At 71.8% G+C, this 16661-nt stretch carries 20 protein-coding genes; 14 read left to right on the top strand and 6 right to left on the bottom strand.

Annotation, left to right across the window (positions count from 1 at the left end; genetic code table 11):
• Positions 1-109: 109 nt before the first annotated feature.
• The 5 genes from FFT09_RS02030 (at position 110) to FFT09_RS02010 (ending at position 5078) form a co-directional block, all read left to right on the top strand.
• Positions 110-766: a flavodoxin family protein gene (locus tag FFT09_RS02030; protein WP_081190064.1), complete on the top strand. Its 657-nt coding sequence runs from the start codon at positions 110-112 to the stop codon at positions 764-766.
• 181 nt (positions 767-947) lie between these two features.
• Positions 948-2120, top strand: a complete 1173-nt coding sequence (locus tag FFT09_RS02025; RefSeq protein ID WP_138382015.1) for an MFS transporter — start codon at positions 948-950, stop codon at positions 2118-2120.
• A 152-nt stretch (positions 2121-2272) separates the two neighbouring features.
• Entirely contained in the window at positions 2273-3295 is a 1023-nt protein-coding gene (locus FFT09_RS02020; protein ID WP_138382014.1) for a FecCD family ABC transporter permease, read from the top strand.
• A gap of 2 nt (positions 3296-3297) precedes the next feature.
• Positions 3298-4089, top strand: coding sequence for an ABC transporter ATP-binding protein (locus FFT09_RS02015; RefSeq protein WP_081190066.1), 792 nt, complete (start codon positions 3298-3300; stop codon positions 4087-4089).
• Positions 4086-5078 (top strand): ABC transporter substrate-binding protein, encoded by a 993-nt coding sequence (locus FFT09_RS02010; RefSeq protein ID WP_138381643.1) that lies wholly within the window; start codon positions 4086-4088, stop codon positions 5076-5078. The genes FFT09_RS02015 and FFT09_RS02010 overlap by 4 nt, the downstream gene beginning before the upstream one ends.
• A gap of 55 nt (positions 5079-5133) precedes the next feature.
• On the opposite strand, the gene FFT09_RS02005 is transcribed toward FFT09_RS02010, so the two are convergent.
• From FFT09_RS02005 to FFT09_RS01995, 3 genes are all read right to left on the bottom strand, one after another.
• The gene (locus FFT09_RS02005) at positions 5134-6588 is read right to left on the bottom strand and encodes an alanine/glycine:cation symporter family protein (protein ID WP_138381642.1); all 1455 of its coding nucleotides are present in this window, start codon (positions 6586-6588) and stop codon (positions 5134-5136) included.
• Between the two features lie 226 nt (positions 6589-6814).
• On the bottom strand, positions 6815-8260 hold the full coding sequence (locus FFT09_RS02000) for an acyl-CoA synthetase (RefSeq protein ID WP_138381641.1): 1446 nt from the start codon (positions 8258-8260) through the stop codon (positions 6815-6817).
• A gap of 66 nt (positions 8261-8326) precedes the next feature.
• Positions 8327-8761: a MarR family winged helix-turn-helix transcriptional regulator gene (locus FFT09_RS01995; RefSeq protein ID WP_208544334.1), complete on the bottom strand. Its 435-nt coding sequence runs from the start codon at positions 8759-8761 to the stop codon at positions 8327-8329.
• A gap of 54 nt (positions 8762-8815) precedes the next feature.
• On the opposite strand from FFT09_RS01995, the gene FFT09_RS01990 reads away from it, so the two are divergent.
• On the top strand, positions 8816-9601 hold the full coding sequence (locus FFT09_RS01990) for an SDR family NAD(P)-dependent oxidoreductase (protein ID WP_138381640.1): 786 nt from the start codon (positions 8816-8818) through the stop codon (positions 9599-9601).
• 51 nt (positions 9602-9652) lie between these two features.
• Here FFT09_RS01990 and FFT09_RS01985 read toward each other — a convergent pair whose 3' ends face one another.
• Positions 9653-10219, bottom strand: a complete 567-nt coding sequence (locus tag FFT09_RS01985) for a TetR/AcrR family transcriptional regulator (RefSeq protein ID WP_081190072.1) — start codon at positions 10217-10219, stop codon at positions 9653-9655.
• A 56-nt stretch (positions 10220-10275) separates the two neighbouring features.
• Between FFT09_RS01985 and FFT09_RS01980 the strand changes: the two genes are divergently transcribed.
• Positions 10276-11328, top strand: coding sequence for an FAD-dependent monooxygenase (locus FFT09_RS01980; protein ID WP_138381639.1), 1053 nt, complete (start codon positions 10276-10278; stop codon positions 11326-11328).
• A gap of 45 nt (positions 11329-11373) precedes the next feature.
• Here the strand turns inward: FFT09_RS01980 and FFT09_RS01975 are convergent, their stop codons facing one another.
• The gene (locus FFT09_RS01975; RefSeq protein ID WP_081190074.1) at positions 11374-12474 is read right to left on the bottom strand and encodes a tyrosine-type recombinase/integrase; all 1101 of its coding nucleotides are present in this window, start codon (positions 12472-12474) and stop codon (positions 11374-11376) included.
• Positions 12475-12687: 213 nt separating this feature from the next.
• On the opposite strand from FFT09_RS01975, the gene FFT09_RS01970 reads away from it, so the two are divergent.
• The 6 genes from FFT09_RS01970 to amaP are packed head-to-tail and all read left to right on the top strand — an operon-like array spanning position 12688 to position 15240.
• Entirely contained in the window at positions 12688-13152 is a 465-nt protein-coding gene (locus tag FFT09_RS01970; protein ID WP_081190075.1) for an Asp23/Gls24 family envelope stress response protein, read from the top strand.
• Positions 13149-13475 carry an Asp23/Gls24 family envelope stress response protein gene (locus tag FFT09_RS01965; protein ID WP_138381638.1) on the top strand — a complete coding sequence of 109 codons (327 nt, stop codon included), beginning with the start codon at positions 13149-13151 and terminating at the stop codon, positions 13473-13475. Before FFT09_RS01970 ends, FFT09_RS01965 begins: the two co-directional genes overlap by 4 nt.
• Positions 13476-13495: 20 nt before the next feature.
• Positions 13496-13678 (top strand): DUF2273 domain-containing protein, encoded by a 183-nt coding sequence (locus FFT09_RS01960; RefSeq protein ID WP_024873996.1) that lies wholly within the window; start codon positions 13496-13498, stop codon positions 13676-13678.
• Positions 13675-14094 (top strand): Asp23/Gls24 family envelope stress response protein, encoded by a 420-nt coding sequence (locus FFT09_RS01955; protein WP_081190077.1) that lies wholly within the window; start codon positions 13675-13677, stop codon positions 14092-14094. Before FFT09_RS01960 ends, FFT09_RS01955 begins: the two co-directional genes overlap by 4 nt.
• A 28-nt stretch (positions 14095-14122) precedes the next feature.
• Positions 14123-14668, top strand: coding sequence for a DUF6286 domain-containing protein (locus FFT09_RS01950; protein ID WP_081190078.1), 546 nt, complete (start codon positions 14123-14125; stop codon positions 14666-14668).
• Positions 14668-15240 (top strand): alkaline shock response membrane anchor protein AmaP, encoded by a 573-nt coding sequence (gene amaP / locus FFT09_RS01945; RefSeq protein ID WP_081190079.1) that lies wholly within the window; start codon positions 14668-14670, stop codon positions 15238-15240. Before FFT09_RS01950 ends, amaP begins: the two co-directional genes overlap by 1 nt.
• Positions 15241-15247: 7 nt before the next feature.
• Here the strand turns inward: amaP and FFT09_RS01940 are convergent, their stop codons facing one another.
• Entirely contained in the window at positions 15248-15718 is a 471-nt protein-coding gene (locus FFT09_RS01940) for an RrF2 family transcriptional regulator (protein ID WP_024873992.1), read from the bottom strand.
• An 85-nt stretch (positions 15719-15803) separates the two neighbouring features.
• Between FFT09_RS01940 and FFT09_RS01935 the strand changes: the two genes are divergently transcribed.
• Positions 15804-16547, top strand: coding sequence for an SDR family oxidoreductase (locus FFT09_RS01935; RefSeq protein ID WP_138381637.1), 744 nt, complete (start codon positions 15804-15806; stop codon positions 16545-16547).
• The last annotated feature ends 114 nt before the right edge of the window (positions 16548-16661 follow it).

The raw sequence follows: 16661 nt of genomic DNA, 5'->3' as shown, positions 1-16661 counted from the left end.
AGAACTTCCCGTTACCGGCCACATCTTCGGCCTTGTCCTGATGGGTTGACCCCGGGAGCGTAGAACGCGGCAACGACGTCGTCACGGCAACACGAACAGGTGGCAGCTCATGAAGGTTCTCGCGCTCAGCTCCAGTCCCCGCAGGGACGGCAACTCCCGGCTGCTCGCACAGGCGATGCTCGACGGCGCGGCGGGCCACGGCCACGAGACCGAACTCGTCGATCTCGCCGACGTGGTCACCGCACCGCTGCGGGACTGCCGGACCTGCCGCCTCGCGGACGGCTCCTGCTCGATCGACGACGGCTTCGCCGACCTGCTGTTGACGCGGGTGCTTGCGGCCGACGCCCTGGTGCTGGCCACCCCGCTCTACTGGTACGGCATGTCGGGGCAGTTGAAGATCTTTCTCGACCGGATCTTCTGCTATGCCAAGGCCGACTATCCGGGCCATGCCGACGTGAAGCGGGGTGTCATGCACAAGCGGCTGGCCGTCGCGCTCACCGCCGAGGAGACCTATCCCGGCGCGGCCCTCGGAGTGAACGCGCATGTGCAGGAGCTGGCGCGCTATCTGCGCCACGAGCTGGTCGGCATCGTGCGGGGTGTGGCGAACTCCCGTGGTGAGGTCGCGCGTGATCCGGCCGATCCGCTGCGGCAGGCGCGTGAACTCGGGGCTCGGCTGTTCGACCAGCCCGTCACCGACTACCGCATGGACACCGTCCGGGGTGGGCTCGTCTGGCCTGCCGAACTCGACGAGGCTCGGACCGGATGATCGGCGAGCGGCGACCTGAATCATGTAACGATAATCGTTGTCGTTAACGTGGTCGCCGGCAGTTCGTCCGAGCACGACCGGAACCCGAGGAGTGGTGCCCGTGGTGTCCCCGTCCGCGCCCGACGAGTCGACTGGGGCCACCGGGTCCGCGGGGGCCGCCCCGGTGCCGCCGGGCCGCCCGATTCTGCGGGACGTCCCGTTCCTGCGGTTGTGGTCGGGCACCACGGCGTCCGGGCTGGCCACCTGGGCGCTGCCGTTCATTCTCGGGCTCGCGGTGCTCGACCGAAGCCTGACGGCGGCGGGGCTCGGCATCGTGCTGGCCGCGCGCACGGCCGGATTCGTCGGTGCCGTCCCGCTCGGCGGCGTACTGGCGGATCGCTACTCCCGCCGCGCGGTCGTGCTGTGGGCGGGCCTGGCCGCCGCCGTGGCCACTCCGCTGATCGCGGTCGGGCTGGGTGGCTCGATGCCGCTGATGGCTCTCGCGTCCGCCGTGGTCGGAGCAGGGCAGGGTGCGTGCCGTCCCGCCTTTCAGGCGTTGACCGCCGAGGTGGTCGACGAGCCGAGACGCCAGCAGGCCAACGCCGCGATGACCCTCGCCGTGCGGGTCACGACGTTGCTCGGTCCCGGGCTGGCCGCGCTGCTCGCGACGGTGATCGACGTCGCCGGGCTGGTGCTCGCGACGGCGTTGCTGTGGCTGGTGGCCGCTCTGGTGCCGCCGCGCGGCGGCACGGTGGGCGGCGGCACACGCGACCGTGCCCGGTTCGTGGCCGAGTTCGCCGACGGGGTGCGCGAGGCCCGCAGGCATCCGTGGTTCTTGGCCGGGCTCGGCGCGCTGACCGCCGTCATCGCCACCGGATACTCCGCGACGGCGGTGGTGCTGCCGCTGGTCAGCCGGGACCGCTACGGCACCGAGGCCGTGCTGGCGGGCGCGCTCACCGCCTACACGGCGGGCGCGCTGGCCGGGGCGCTGCTGGTGGCACGCTGGCGGCCCAGGGCGCGGGGCTGGGCCGCGCTGGCGGGTCTGGGGTGTTACGGCGTCGCTCCGCTGAGCCTGCTGCTGCCCGTGCATCCCGCCGTGGTGTTCGCCGCCTACCTGGTCGCGGGTGTGGGCATCGAACTGTTCAACGTGCCGTGGTTCACCGCCATTCAGCGGGAGGTCGAGCCCGCGAAACTGGCACGGGTGTCCTCGCTGGACTTCCTGCTCTCCTATGGCCTCGCCCCGGTCGGGCTCGCGCTCATCGCCCCGGCCGTCGACGCCTTCGGTGTCACCGCCGTGCTGGGTGGGTGCGCGGTGGTCTGCTTCCTCGCCCCCGCCGCGGCGGCGCTGGTGCCCGGTTCCCGACGGTTCCACTAGACGAAAATGATTGTCATTTGTATTGTGGTGGCGCGGCGCGTCACCCGGACGGGTGGCCTCCGCTGACCGTGTGACGTCGACTGTGGAGGCTGCGCGTGACCGTGCCGGAAGCGGCGGCCCGGCCGTCCCCCCGTGTTTCCTCGCGTTCCGGGTTGTCGCCGGTCGTGCTGGGGCTGTCGGCGGTGCTGGTGGTGTCGGTCGTGGTCGGGGTGTCGCTGGGGCCCGCGGTCGTCCCGCTGCCGGACACCGTGCGCTACCTCTGGGCCGCGCTCACCGGTGGCGCGATCGGGCCGGAGGACATCACCGATTACTCGATCATCTGGCAGGTGCGCACGCCACGGGTGCTGCTGGCGGTGGTGGTCGGTGCCGGGTTGAGTGTGCTCGGAGTCGCCGTGCAGGCGATGGTGCGCAACGCGCTGGCCGACCCGTTCATCCTCGGCGTGTCCTCGGGTGCCTCGGTGGGGGCGAGCGCGGTCGTCTCGTTCGGACTGTTCGCGGGCCTCGGTGTCTACGCGCTGTCGGCTGCCGCGTTCCTCGGCGCACTGGCCGCGTCGGTGCTCGTCTACGCCGCCGCGCACAGCCGTGCCGGGATCACCCCGCTGCGGCTGGTGCTCACCGGAGTGGCCCTGGCCTACGGGTTCCAGGCGGCCATGAGCGTCATCGTGTTCTTCGCCCCCTTCGGCGAGGCGGCACGCTCGGTCCTGTTCTGGCTGCTGGGCAGTCTCGGAGGCGCGACGTGGGGCTCGCTGCCGATCGCGGCCGCGGCCGTGGCACTGGCCGTGGTGGTGCTGCTGCGCGGAAGCCGTTCGCTGGACGTGCTCGCGATGGGCGACGAGTCCGCCGCCAGCCTCGGTGTCGACGCCACCGCCCTGCGGCGGCGGCTGTTCCTGCTCACCGCCGTCGTCACCGGGGCGCTGGTCGCGGTCAGCGGCGCGGTCGGGTTCGTCGGCCTGGTGATGCCGCACCTGGTGCGCATCCTCGTCGGCGCCGACCACCGGCGGGTGCTCACCGTCGCCCCGCTGGCCGGTGCGATCTTTCTCGTGTGGGTCGATCTGGCCTCGCGCACGCTGTTCGCGCCCCGCGAGCTGCCGCTCGGAGTCATCACGGCGCTGCTGGGGGTTCCGGTGTTCGTGATCCTGCTGCGCCGCCGGGGCTACCTGTTCGGAGGCCGTTGACGATGCACGTGGCTTGGAACGGCGTCTCCGTGGAGATCGCCGGTGCGACCCTGGTCCGCGAACTGGACCTCACAGCGGCGGCGGGCGAGGTCGTGGGCCTGGTGGGCCCGAACGGCAGCGGCAAGTCGACCGCTCTGCGCTGCGTCTACCGCGCGCTGCTGCCCAGTGTGGGCACCGTGCTGCTCGACGGAACGGACCTGACCACACTGTCTCTTCGCGACAGTGCTCGCTCGGTGGCCGCCGTGACGCAGGACAGCCACACCGACCTCGACTTCACCGTCGCCGAAGTGGTCCGGCTGGGCCGGTTTCCCCACCGGCGCGGCACCGCCCCGCTGAGCGAGCGGGAGGACGAACTCTGCGTGAACGCGATGCGCCGTACCGACGTGGCGCACCTGGCCGACCGCGGCATCCTGTCGCTGTCGGGAGGGGAGCGACAGCGTGTGCTCGTCGCGAGGGCGCTGGCGCAGGAGCCGAAGGTGCTCGTACTCGACGAGCCGACCAACCACCTCGACGTGCGGCACCAGGTGGAGCTGCTGTCGTTCCTGCGCGGCTGTGGGCTCACGGTGCTGGTGGCGCTGCACGATCTCAACCTCGCCGCCGCCACCTGCGACCGGCTGGCCGTGTTGCGGCACGGTTCCGTCGTCGAGACCGGCAAGCCCGGCGACGTGCTGACTCCCGAACTCGTCTACCGGGTGTTCGGCGTCCTGCCCACGGTCGTGACCCATCCCCACACGGGCACACCCCAACTGCTCTACACCCTGAATCCCGACACCCCAGGAGGAACCCCACCGTGACGCGGCGTCCGCTCGTCCTTCCCGTCCTGCTGACCGGCTGCCTGCTCGGCACCGCGTGCGGCGCCGAGGTCCCGGCGCGAACCCAGCACGGACCCCCGCCGGTGACCGTCGAGAACTGCGGTGAGCGGATCACGTATCCGCTGCCGGAGCGCGCCGTCGCCTACGACATGAGCGCGACCGAGAAGATGTTCGCGCTCGGGCTCGCGGACCGCATGCGGGGCATCGTCATGCCCAGCACCGCCGATCCCGCTGTCGAGCGCTCGCCCTACCTGGAGGACTACCGTTCGGTGGAGACGCTGTCCACCGACGTGCTCGGCTTCGAGACGGTGGTCGACGCCGAGGCCGACTTCGTCCTCGCGGGCTGGAACTCCGGCTTCAGCGAGGACCGCGGCATCACGCCGGAACGGCTGTCCGAGGTGGGAATCCGCAGCTATCAGTTCACCGAGAGCTGCTTCGACTACGGCGACGACCCGGTCCGCGTCCCGCCGCTGGAAGCCCTCTACACCGATCTCCGGCAACTCGGGCGGATCTTCCACGTGGAGCAGCGTGCCGACCGGCTGATCGCCGACCTGAAGGATCGCGCCGCGGCGCTGCGGCAGCAGCGGCCCGAGGGGGAGCCCGCCCGGGTGTTCCTGTACGACTCCGGCACCGACCAGCCGTTCACCTCGGGAGGGCAGGCCGCACCCGAGGCGATCATCTCGCTGGCGGGTGGCAGGAACATCATGGGTGATCTGGACCAACGCTGGACCACCGTGGGATGGGAACCGGTCGTGGAAGCGCGGCCCGAGGTGATCACCGTCGTCGACTACGGCGACCAGCCGGTCGAGGACAAGATCGAGTTCCTGAAGTCGTTCCCGCCGTTGACCGACACACCCGCGGTGCGACAGGACCGGTTCCACGTGCTCGACTACGGCCAGGCGGTCAGCGCGCCCGGCAACATCGACGCGGCCGAGGAACTCGCGGACTATCTCCGCTCGATCGGCCGCTGACCCGCGGTCGACGTGCCGCCGCCTGCGCAGCGCACGGCGGCGGCACGTCGACCGGTCAGGACCGTTCGGGCACCCGTTCCGGCTCGGTGTCCCAGCACTGCACGCCCCGGACGTCCGGCAACCGGTCGCGGGTGAACACCGGGTCGAGCCCGTCCCTGCGTTGCTGCTGGTAGTCCTTGAGCAACCGGACGGCGAGCATTCCGAGTGGTGCCACGGCGACCAGGTTGACGACGGCCATGAGTCCCATGGTGACGTCGGCGATGCTCCACACGAGGTCCAGCGAGGCGACCGAGCCCAGGAACAGCATGCCGAGCACGACCACCCGGAACACCGGGATCACCCGCGCGTCGTCGGTGAGGAATCGCAGGTTGGCCTCACCGTAGTAGAAGTTGCCCAGCACCGAGGTGAAGGCCAGCAGGAACACGATGAAGGTCAGCAGGTGCAGCGACCACGCGCCGAGGTTGGCCTCCAGCGAGTTCTGCGTGAGCGACGCACCGGCCTCCTCGCCGTAGGTGGGGTCGGAGACCAGGATGATGAACGCCGTGACCGAGCAGACGACGAGCGTGTCGAAGTAGACGCCGAACGACTGGGCCAGGCCCTGCTTGGCGGGGTGGCTCACGGCCGCCGTCGCGCCCGCGTTGGGCGCCGAACCCATGCCCGCCTCGTTGGAGAACAGCCCACGCCGGATTCCCTGCATGATCGCCGTGCCGACGGCGGCGCCGCCGACCTGTTCGAACCCGAGCGCGGAGCCGACGATGTCGCCGAACACGGCGGGCACCTGCTCCAGGTTCATGCCGACCACGACCAGGCCCAGCAGGAGGTAGATCAGGGCCATGAAGGGCACCGTCATCTGCGCGACGTGTGCGATGCGCCGCACACCGCCGAAGACCACGATGGCCACGAGCGCCACCAACGCGATGCCGATCGCCGGTGCCAGCCAGCCCGCGGCCTCCTCGCTGCCCGAGGCGGTGGTGACCGAGGTCGAGATGACGTCGGCGATGCTGTTGGCCTGCACCATGTTGAAGGTGAAGCCGAAGGTGAAGATGATGACGACGGCGAAGATCACGCCAAGCCAGCGGGCGTTGAGCCCGTACTGCATGTAGTAGGCGGGGCCGCCTCGGTAACCGGCGCGGTCCCTGACCTTGTAGAGCTGCGCCAGTGCGGACTCGGCGAACGCCAGCGCGCTGACGATCAGAGCCATCACCCACATCCAGAACACCGCACCGGGGCCGCCGATGGCGATGGCGAGCGCGACGCCCGCGATGTTGCCGGTCCCGATGCGGGCCGCCGCCGAGATGGCGAACGCCTGGAACGAGGAGATCGCGCGCTTGCCGTCGTCGGCACGTTCCGGTGTGTCCTTCAGATTCCGGATCATCTCGGGGATCATGCGGAACTGCACGCCACCCGTTCGCACGGTGAAGTACAGGCCGAGCAACACCAGCAGCGGGATCACGAGGTAGGTCCAGAAGACGTCGTTCACCTCGCCGATGGCGTCCATCAGCGTGTCCATGCGGCTCCTTACCGGGACTCGGGTGCGGGGTCAGCGCGACAGTGTACGCAGCGGGAACGACGCGGACGCCGCGCGCCCGTTGCGATCGCGTTACCACATCATCACGCCGCGTGCGAACCCGAGGTAGGACGCCGTGTCCGCAGATTAGGTAGCCGTGTTTGCCTCGCACGGTGCGGACACGACTACGCAGACTGCGGACACGACTACGCAGGCTGCGGACACGGTGTCAGGTGCGCAGGTCGCGTTTCAGCACCTTGCCCATGTCGTTGCGGGGCAGTGCGTCGAGGTAGCGCACCACGCGGGGGCGCTTGTGGGGGGTGAGCAGCCGGGCGACGTGGTCGGCGAGTTCGCGCTCACCGGGTGCGGCCGGCCCGCGCGGCACCACCCACGCCACGATGCGCTCGCCGAGATCGTCGTCGGGTTCTCCGGTGACCGCGACCTCGGCGACGCCGGGGTGTTCGAGCAGCACGTTCTCGATCTCGCCTGCCCCGATCCGGTAGCCGCCGCTCTTGATGAGGTCGGTGGCCCTGCGGCCCACGAGCCGGACGGAGCCGTCGCTGTCGCGGGTGGCCATGTCGCCGGTGCGGAACCAGCCGTCGTGCGCCGCCGCCGCCGTGGCGTCCGGGCGGTTGAGGTACTCGGTGAACAGGTTCGGTCCCCGGACCTCGACCTCGCCGACGGTGCTGCCGTCCCAGTCCTCGACCGGCTTCCCGGCGTCGTCGACCAGCCGCAGCTCCACGCCCGGCAGCGGGGGCCCGACCGTGCCTGGTCGCGGTGTCCCGCCGACGCGGACGCTGGTGTTCATCAGCGTCTCCGTCATCCCGTAGCGCTCGATGACGTGCTGCCCCGTGGCGGCGGTGATGCGCTGGTGGTCGGGCAGCGGCAGCGGTGCCGACCCCGACACCAGCAGCCTGGCGCCCCGCAGCGCCTCGGCGAGCGCGCGGTCGGCCCCGAGTTCGTCCGCGAGCCGGTGGTACATGGTCGGCACGGCGAACAGCATCGTCGCGCCGGAGGTCAGTTCGGCCGCCACGGCGGCGGGGGAGAAGCGGCCGACGTGCCGCACGCTCCCGCCGCGCCGCAGCGGCCCCAGGATGCCGAGGACGAGGCCGTGGACGTGGAACAGCGGCAGTCCGTGGACCAGCACGTCGCGCTCGCTCCACTCCCAGGCGTCGCGCAGCGCGTCGAGGGTGCTCGCTATCGCGCGCCGGGGCAGGACGACGCCCTTGGGTGCCCCCGTGGTGCCGGAGGTGTAGACGATCAGCGCGGGGCACCGCTCGTCCGGTTCGGGGGGAAGCGAATCCGCTGCGCGGTCCAGGCGGACGTCGTGCCGGGGCACGCCGTCGAATCCCGTGGGCAGAGCGGCACCCGGCTCGGCGAGCACGAGTGCGGGTTCGCTGTCGGTCACGATGTGTGCCAGTTCTCGCTGCCCGATCTTCGGGTTGACCGGGACGGCGGGAACTCCGGCCAGCAGGGCGGCGACCGTGGCCACGGCGGTCTCCGGACTCGGTGTGGCCCACACGGCCACGCGGGGGTGCGGGCCGGGAAGCTCGAGGAGTTCCCGGGCGAGCGCGCCGGCCGCACCGGCCAGTTCACGGTAGGTCACCGTGCGGTCGGGGAAGCGCAACGCGACGTCGTCGTTCGCCGTGGTCAGGGCGGGAAACAGTGCGGACACCGGGTCTCCTTGTCGTGGTCGGCTCGGCACGGCTCGGGTCTCGACCGGAGCCGAGGCCCGAGCCTGTCAGTGAGCGCTGTCCAGCACGGTCCGGCAGCGGCTCAGCAGGTCGCGCAGCCGGTCGCGGTCGTGCGGGGTGAACGCGTCGAGAAGATGCCGTTCGAGTCGGCCGGCCGCGTGGTCGGCCCGCTCGAGCACGGCCGTGCCTTCCGGCGTGAGCCGGGCGGGCCGCACGTTGTGGTTCCAGGCGTCGGCGAAGCGTTCGACGAGGCCCTTGGCTTCCAGCGTCTTGAGGACGGCGGCGGCGGCCTGCGGGGTGACCAGGCATGCCCGGGCCAGACCGGCCCCGGAGATCCCCGGATTGGCCGACAGCGCCAGTAGCGCGGAGTACTGGGCGACAGTGAGCCCGGTGGGGCGCAGGGCCGTGGCCTTGGCGTTCATCAGCACGTGGTGAGCCTGCGCGATGTCGAAACCCAGGCGCTCCTCGGGGGGCACGCTCATGGCGGCAAGACTATCCTGCCTGACCGATATCAAAGCTTTGCTAGTCTTCAAGGCATGAAGACAGTGTTTCTCACCGGCTGTACCTCGGGTCTGGGGCTGGCGCTCGCGACCCGGTTCACGGCGCGCGGTGACCGCGTGCTGCTGCACGGCCGCGACGAGAGCAGGCTGAGGCTTGTCGCCGCCACGCTGCGCGCCTCCGGTGGCCGGGTGACGGAGGTCGTCGCCGACATCACCGAGCCGGACTCGGTGGCGGCGCTGTGTGAGTCGGTGGGCGAACTCGCCGACTCGCTCGACCTCGTCGTGAACAACGCGGCCGTGGGCGGTGGCCGGGACCCAGGGCGGCGCGAGATCAACTCGCGCGGCACCGAGCTGAGGATGGCGGGCAACTACCTCGCGCCGTACCAGATCAATCGCAGGCTGGCCTCACTGCTGGCTCGGGACGGCCGCATCGTCAACGTCGCCTCTGTCGGCCAGGCGCCGCTGGACCTCGACGATCTGGACTTCACCCGCGCCTACGAGGGAGTCACGGCCTACTGCCGGAGCAAGCTCGCGTTGATCATGGACACGATCGAGCTGGCGGCGCGGGGCGTCCATGTCAACGCCGTCCACCCCGCCCATCTGATGCCGACCACCATGGTGCGCGACAGCGGTTTCGTTCCCCAGGCCACGATGGACGACGGTGTGCTGCCGGTGTTGCGGGTGGCGCTGGACACCGCGTTGAGCACGGTCACCGGGCGGTACTTCGACCGGTTCGATCTGGCCGAGCCGCATCGCCAAGCCCACGATCCCGCTGTGCGGCGGGCGCTCTCGAGCTGGGCGGAGAGCCGCGTCGGCTGGTGAGTCGCGGTGACGGTGGCTATGTGTATAACGACCTATACCCCACCGCTCCGCTCACCATCGCTGGCTCAGTCCCGCCAGCAGGGCGTGTATCGCGTCCGCCGGATCGACGTCGGCTTCGCCGAGCGTGGACTGGTGGAGCAGCAGCCCGTCCAGGAGTGCCCGCAGGGCGGCGAAGTCCTGTTCCGGGTGCGGGGAGCCGAGTCGCGCCAGCCAGGGCGCGCCCCAGGTGATCAGTCGCCGCCTGCGTTCGTCCACCTGGCGGCGCAGCTCGTCCCGGTGGGCGGCTTCGAGGAAGATCGCGTGCCGGGCGAGAGTGGCGACGCGGGCGGTGCCGGCCAGTTCGGTGGTGAACTGCGCGACGGCGTCGGCGAAGTCCTCCAGCGTCGGGGTGGTGGTGCCCAGGTCGGCCGAGAACAGTCCCCACGCCTGCTCGTCGAGTGTGACGAGCCGGTCGAGCACGCCGGCCACGAGGGCGTCACGGTTGCGGAAGTAGTTCGAGGTCGACCCTTCGGGAAGCCGCGCCTCGGCGTCGACGGCCCGGTGGGTGAGCTGGCGGGTTCCCCTGCTGCCGAGGACCCGGATCGCGGCGTCGAGAACCTGCTGCCTGCGCGTGGTCACGTCGGCCACACTACACCCGTAGTAACGTCTACTACAGGTGTAGTACGGTGGGGTGCATGGAAGCCGACATCCTGGGCGGGGGCATCGGAGGGCTGGCCACCGCGGCGGGGCTGACCCGGGCGGGCTGGCGCGTGCGCGTTCACGAGCGCGCCGCGGGGCTGTCACGGGACGGCACGGGGCTCGGCATCTGGCCGAAAGCGATGGCCGCGCTCGACCGGCTCGGTCTCGGTGACCGACTGCGGGAACTCGGCTCACCCCAGCGGCCGGGAACGATCCGGAGGTGGGATGGACGGCGGCTCGCCACCGTTGACACCGACCGTCTGCGCCGTCGCACCGGCGAGGGTGTCTCCGTGGTGGCACGCCCGGACCTGCTCGGGCTGCTGTTCGCGGCACTGCCTGACGGAACCGTCCGGTTCGGGACTCCCGCGCCCCGGCCGGGCGAGTGTGACGCGCAGGTGGTGATCGGGGCCGACGGGGCCCACAGCGCCACGCGGCGGGAGCTGTTCGGGCGGGCTGCCACGCTGCGCACGACCGGGCTCACGGTCTGGCGCGGGGTGGTCGATCTCGACGTGAGCGAGGCGGGCGAGGTGTGGGGGCCGGGCGCCAAGTTCGGCTTCACGCCGCTCGCACCCGGGCGCACCAACCTCTACGCCGTGCTGCCCACCCCGGCGTGGTCATGGGATCCCGGCGCGGACGCCGCACTGCTGGAAGAGCGGTTCGGTGACTGGCCCGAACCCGTGCCCGGCGTGCTGCGGCAGGCGGACGTGGCCAACCTTCTGCGCCACGAGTTGCACTACCTCGGACCCGCGCTGCCCAGCTACGTGCGCGGCACGACGGCGTCGCTGGGCGATGCCGCGCACGCCATGACACCCGACCTCGGGCAGGGCGCCTGCCAGGCCCTGCTCGACGGCCTGGTGCTGTCGCGGTGTCTCGCACCGGCCACGAACGACACCGAGGTGCGTGCCGCGATGCGTGAGTACGACCGGCTGCGCCGACGGCCGACGCAGCGCATCGCGCTGGCGGCCCGCTGGCTCGGCCGGGTCAGTGTGGCCCGGCGGGGCACGCCGCTGCGGGACGCCGTGATCCGCGCGGCCTCCGCGGTGGCGTGACGGCGTGACGGCGTGACGGCGTGACGTTGTGACCGTGCCGCGAGGTCACCGCCCGCCGAGACCGGCCGTGGCGTCGGCGAGGTCGGCGATCAGCGAGGACGACAGAGCCGCGTCGCGCTGGACGCTGTGGCGGCGTTCCCAGTAGCCGCGAGTAGTGGAGGCGTGGGCGTGCCCGGCCCACTCCTGCACCTCCTGCAGCGGTTTGCCGCGATCGAGCAGGGTGGTGATGGCCGTGGCCCGCAGCACGTGCGGGGTCACCTTCTGCGGCTGCGGCAGCCCTCCGCGGCGCGCGAGGCGACGGGTGATGCTGATGATCTGGTGGCGGTCGCGGCGCAGGCCCGTTCGCGGGTGGACGAGTACCGGGCCGCTGCCGCGCTCGCCCAGATAGGTGTCGAGGTGCCGCACGGCGGCGTCGCTGAGCCTGCGCCGCACCCACCGGCCTCCCTTGCGCTGCACCGACAGCAGAGGCGGCACCGTGGTCCGATCGAGGTTGTCGATGTCGAGTGAGACCACTTCGGACTCGCGCAACCCCTGGGTGAACAGCAGCTCGAACACCAGGTGGTCCTCGGCGCCGGAACACGCCTGCGTGAGTGCGGCGACGTCGGACAGTTCCAGCACCCGGGTCGCGCCGGGAGGGCGGCCGTCGGTGGAGGTGCCGAGCGGCGGGGCGTGCGTGGGCAGGTGCACCGGGTTCTCGACCGCGAGCCGGTGTGCGCGCCGGGCGTACTCGAACAGCGACGACAGCGCCGAGAGGCAGCGGCGCTGGGTGCGCGCCGCGTCGCCACGGCTTCGTGCGTAGAGCGACCAGGCGGTGACGGTGTCGAAGTGCAGGCCCGTGAGCAGGTCGGCGTGGCGACGGCCGGTGGCCGCCACGAACCATTCGGCCACGCGCACCACGTCGTCGGCGTAGCCGCGTTTGGTGTCGCGTGAGCGGCGCTGGTAGCTCGACAACCAGTGCAGGACGACCCCGAACGTCGCCCGGTCGAGTGTCGTCGCGAGGGCTTCCAGCCGTGCCGTCCCGATATCGGCGACGAGCTGGTCGCGGACCGCGGCCTCGACCTCGTGTGCGCTGCCGGCGCGGACCGGTGGTGCGGACGCCACCGGGGCGAGCTGCGTGCCCGGCCGGTGATCGGGTGACGCCGTCATGGTCCTCCTCGCCTCGGCCCCGTGGACGGTTCCGATCTTGTCATGATTCCGGGTCCGGCGAGGAGGCCCCGGCACGCCACTCGGCCGGGTTCACCTGCCCCGCGCGGCGGTTGACGGCGGTGTCGTGGGGTATGCCGCCGTCGGGTGTCCGGATCGGTCGCCGGGGACGCCTGTCCCCGGGCCGCTGACAAGCGATGTGTGCGAGGTGCTGCGATGTCCCAGACTCAGGGCTCGACGGGTGAGCAGACGGTGAGGAGCCGGGCGGGGGAGCGCTCCGCGCGGGATCCGCTGTCCACCGACGAGGGCAGGATCAGCGTGTCCCAGAGCGTGGTGACCAAGATCGCTGGGGTGGCGTGCCGCGAGGTCGGCGGCGTACACGACATGGGCACGTCCGGAGGCCGCGCGGTCGGAGCGCTGCGGGAGCGTATCCCGGGCAGCTCCGGTCCCAGCGTGTCGCAGGGCGTCGCCGTGGAGGTCGGCGAGACGCAGGCGGCCATCGATCTGGACATCGTCGTCGAGTACGGCATCTCCATCGCCGACCTCGGCAAGAGCGTCCAGCGCAACGTGAAGCAGACGGTCGAGCGGATGACCGGGCTCGAGGTCACGGAGATCAACATCAACGTCGACGACGTGTACCTGCCGGACGAGGGACAGGAAACGGCGCCGAGGGTGTCATGACGACGGCACCGGGCGGCGCCGTGCTGGTGGACGGCGTCGACGTCGGCCGGGTCGTGGCCGCCGTTCGAAACTGCCCGGGTGTCGCGGGACTGACGGGCGGCGTGGCCGGACCGGCCCGCCCGCCCGTGGTGTCGTACGTGCCCGGCGGCACGGTCGAGGGTGTGCGCGTGGACCGCGACCGGGTGACGGTCCAGATCGTCGCCGAGTGGGGAGTGCCCCTGCCCGCGCTCGGCGGGCACGTGCGCGAAGCGGTCGTGCCTCACGTCCGGGGGCGGCGGGTCGACGTGGCCGTGGCCGACCTCGTCGCGCCGGAGGAGGGGTAGTTCGAGTGGAGGTAGGGACCATGACTCGCGCGTACATGGGAACGCTGGTCGGGGTGGCGTTCGGCCTCGCATGGGCGTTCGGCGGCTTCGGGCAGATGTTGATCGTCGTGTTCGTGGCGTTGATCGGCTATGTGGTCGGCAAGGTGCTCGACGGCGACATCGATGTCTACCGGTTCGTGCCGGAACGGCGCCAGAGCCGATGACGGCGGCTCCGGCGGAGGGCCGAGCGCGGCCGGGCCGCACCGAGTTCGGCCGGATCGACATCAGCGACCGCGTGGTGGCCACGCTCGCCGCGGTGGCGGCGGCCGAGGTCCCGGACGCGGGCTCGGCGGCATCCGGGATGCTGGGGCGCTCGCTGGGGGAGGCCCGGGCGCCCGGGGTGCGGCGCACGAGCCTGGCCGGGCGGCCGAAGACCTCCGCCAGGGTGGACGGCGCGCGGGCCCGGGTTCACGTCGTCCTCAGCGTGCGGTGGCCCGCGTCGGTTGCCGAGGTCTGCGCCGAGGTGCGGCACCGGGTGACCGAGCGGATCGAGTGGTTGACCGGTCTCACGGTCACCGATCTCGACATCGAGGTCACCGACCTGGTCACGCGCTCGGAGCCGCAGCCGAGGGCGCGGTGACGGTGAGGGGACCCGGGGAGGAGTCACGATGAGGGTGGTCAACCGGCTGCTGGCGACCGTGCTGGCGCTGGCGCTCGCCGCCGGGGGTGTGCTGGTCATCGTCGAGGTGGTCGCGGCGGCACTCGACCGCGGGCCGGTGTGGTGGGACTGGCAGGCGGCGGTGCGCTGGACGCAGCGCACGGCGTGGGAGGACACCGTGGTGCGGGTCGTGTGCGCGATCCTGCTGGCAGCCGGGCTGCTGTTGCTGGCGGCCGAGCTGACCCGGCCTAGACTGCGGCGTCTGCGCGTCGCGCCGCGAACCGACGACGCGCGGGGCGAGCCGATCGACACGGCCTACACGCGCCGGGGGGTGGCGGAGGCGGTGCGGGCCGCGGTCACGCGGGTCGACGGGGTGCGGTCGGCGCGCGTCACGGTGAAGCGCCGCGCCGTGAAGGTGATGGCGACGGCGGCCAGCCGCGACCGCACGACCCTGGGCAGGGTCGCCGACGACACGTCCGAGGCGGCGAAGGAGGCCGTCGACCGGTTGCGGCTGCGCTCGGCCCCGTCGGTCTCGGTCCGGACCAGGAGCGCGTGATGCATGCCGATCGGACGAATCGCACGACACTGACCGTGCTCGCACTGCTTCTGGTGGCCGCGGGCGGGCTCGGCGGCGCGCTCTCGCTCGGTGCCTTCGGTGACGGTGCGGCGGGGCGGTCGCTGGGCGACAACGCGGTGGGGGACTTCGTGCGCCGCGAGAGCTCGTGGTTCTGGCCGGTGGTGGCCGTGGCGGCGCTCGTGCTCGTGTTGTTGTGTGTGCGCTGGCTGCTGGCGATCCTGTTCTCCACGCAGCGCACCGGCGATCTCCCGGTCGACGCGGGCGGGCCGGGACGCACGACGTTGCGCCCCGACGCGGTGACGCGGGCGGTGGCCGGGGAGATCGACGGCTACAGCGGTGTGGTGGGCAGTGACGTCAGGCTGGTCGGGGACGCCGAACGGCCCGTGCTCGGTGTGGCCGTCACGGTCGAGGACAGCGCCGATCTGGCGGAGTTGCGGGACCGGATCGAGACTGAGGCGCTCGCGCATGCGCGGTCGGCACTGGCCGACCCCGGCCTGCCGATCCGGCTCGACCTCACCGTCACGCCCGCCCGCGGGCCGCGGGTCAGCTGATGTCCCGTCACGAGCCGGCGAGCAGAGCGCGCGTGCGCGCGGGCGCGTCGGGCGGGATGTCGGCCACGACGTCGGCGAGCGACACGGCGGCGAGGCTGCGGCGCCACGCGTCGTGAGCCTCGGCCATCCGCACGGCGAGCACACAGGTGCGGCGGCACTCCTCCGGCGCCAGAGCGCCGCGCCCGCGTTGGCGGATCTCGTGGCACTCGTACGGCGCGGCGGAGCCGTCGACCGCCTCCACGATCTCCAGCAGCGTGATGGCCTCGGGCGCTCTGGCCAGCCGGAAACCACCACGGGGTCCCGGGGCGGCGCTCAGCACACCGGCCTTCACGAGTGCCTTCAACTGCTTGGCGAGGTACGGAGCCGGGATGTCGTAGTGCTCCGCGAACTGGGCCGTGGACACGGCGGTGTGCGGCTCGAGCTGCGCCAGCGCCGTCGCGCAGTGCAACACCCATTCCGTGCTCAGTGGCAGTTTCACACCACCCAGTCTAACAACGATATTGCGGACCTATTTTATCCTCGATAGTGTGCCGGTGTCCCGTCCAGCACAGAAGGAGACAGTCATGCGAGTCGCCGTCGCGGGAGCGACAGGGAACATCGGATCCCACACGGCCGCCGTACTCGAACGCCACGGCCACGAGGTCGTACGGATCAGCCGCTCGCTCGGCGTGGATCTCGTGAGCGGGGAGGGGCTGGACGCCGCGCTGAACGGCGTCGACGCCGTCGTCGACGCGACCAACGCACCCGTGGGCGACGCCGCCGCGACGGCGGAGTACTTCGGTGCCACCACGCGGAACCTGCTCGCGGCCGAGGCCAGGGCCGGCGTGCGGCACCACGTGCTGCTGTCGATCGTCGGCATCCACGACGTCGACGGCAACGCGCACTACGCCGGAAAGCGGGCGCAGGAACGACTGGTCGGTGAGGGCCCGGTGCCGTGGACCATCGTGCCCGTCACGCAGTTCCACGACTTCGCCGCCATGGTGGCGGGATGGACCGAACAGGACGGGGTCGCCGCGATCGCGCCGCTGCTCGTGCAGCCCATCGCTCCGGCCGACGTGGGCGAGATCCTGGCCGAACTGGTCGTCGGCGAGCCACAGGGCCGCTACACCGACGTCGCGGGTCCGGAGACCCAGGATCTGGTGGACATGGCGCGGCGTACGCACCAGGCGCTCGGCCGTGACGTGCGGCTGGTGCCCACCTGGTCGGGTGTGTTCGACGCGACGATGGCGGGCGAGGTGCTGCTGCCCGGCGAGGGAGCCCGCCTCGCGCCGACCACGTTCGACGAGTGGCTGCGCACGCTGGTCTGATCCAGCCGGGCACGGAATGTCGGTGTGTCGGGCGTTCGCCCGACGCGGGGTGTCCGCTCGCGGGTGCAGGGTTGGGTGGTCAGGGGATCGACTCGATCCGTGTCAGCGAGGGGG

Source organism: Saccharomonospora piscinae, from assembly GCF_005862235.1.
GTDB lineage: Bacteria > Actinomycetota > Actinomycetes > Mycobacteriales > Pseudonocardiaceae > Saccharomonospora > Saccharomonospora piscinae.
Note: the sequence above shows the minus strand (reverse complement) of the source record. Positions and strands in the feature narration are given on the sequence as shown.

What these genes read in the sequence shown, in the direction of transcription:
- FFT09_RS02030 (WP_081190064.1), top strand. Translation starts at nt 110, where the DNA reads ATGAAGGTTCTCGCGCTCAGCTCCAGTCCCCGCAGGGACGGCAACTCC.
- FFT09_RS02015 (WP_081190066.1), top strand. Translation starts at nt 3,298, where the DNA reads ATGCACGTGGCTTGGAACGGCGTCTCCGTGGAGATCGCCGGTGCGACC.
- FFT09_RS02005 (WP_138381642.1), bottom strand. Translation starts at nt 6,588, where the DNA reads ATGGACACGCTGATGGACGCCATCGGCGAGGTGAACGACGTCTTCTGG.
- FFT09_RS01995 (WP_208544334.1), bottom strand. Translation starts at nt 8,761, where the DNA reads ATGAGCGTGCCCCCCGAGGAGCGCCTGGGTTTCGACATCGCGCAGGCT.
- FFT09_RS01990 (WP_138381640.1), top strand. Translation starts at nt 8,816, where the DNA reads ATGAAGACAGTGTTTCTCACCGGCTGTACCTCGGGTCTGGGGCTGGCG.
- FFT09_RS01980 (WP_138381639.1), top strand. Translation starts at nt 10,276, where the DNA reads ATGGAAGCCGACATCCTGGGCGGGGGCATCGGAGGGCTGGCCACCGCG.
- FFT09_RS01975 (WP_081190074.1), bottom strand. Translation starts at nt 12,474, where the DNA reads ATGACGGCGTCACCCGATCACCGGCCGGGCACGCAGCTCGCCCCGGTG.
- FFT09_RS01970 (WP_081190075.1), top strand. Translation starts at nt 12,688, where the DNA reads ATGTCCCAGACTCAGGGCTCGACGGGTGAGCAGACGGTGAGGAGCCGG.
- FFT09_RS01965 (WP_138381638.1), top strand. Translation starts at nt 13,149, where the DNA reads ATGACGACGGCACCGGGCGGCGCCGTGCTGGTGGACGGCGTCGACGTC.
- FFT09_RS01960 (WP_024873996.1), top strand. Translation starts at nt 13,496, where the DNA reads ATGACTCGCGCGTACATGGGAACGCTGGTCGGGGTGGCGTTCGGCCTC.
- FFT09_RS01955 (WP_081190077.1), top strand. Translation starts at nt 13,675, where the DNA reads ATGACGGCGGCTCCGGCGGAGGGCCGAGCGCGGCCGGGCCGCACCGAG.
- FFT09_RS01950 (WP_081190078.1), top strand. Translation starts at nt 14,123, where the DNA reads ATGAGGGTGGTCAACCGGCTGCTGGCGACCGTGCTGGCGCTGGCGCTC.
- amaP (WP_081190079.1), top strand. Translation starts at nt 14,668, where the DNA reads ATGCATGCCGATCGGACGAATCGCACGACACTGACCGTGCTCGCACTG.
- FFT09_RS01935 (WP_138381637.1), top strand. Translation starts at nt 15,804, where the DNA reads ATGCGAGTCGCCGTCGCGGGAGCGACAGGGAACATCGGATCCCACACG.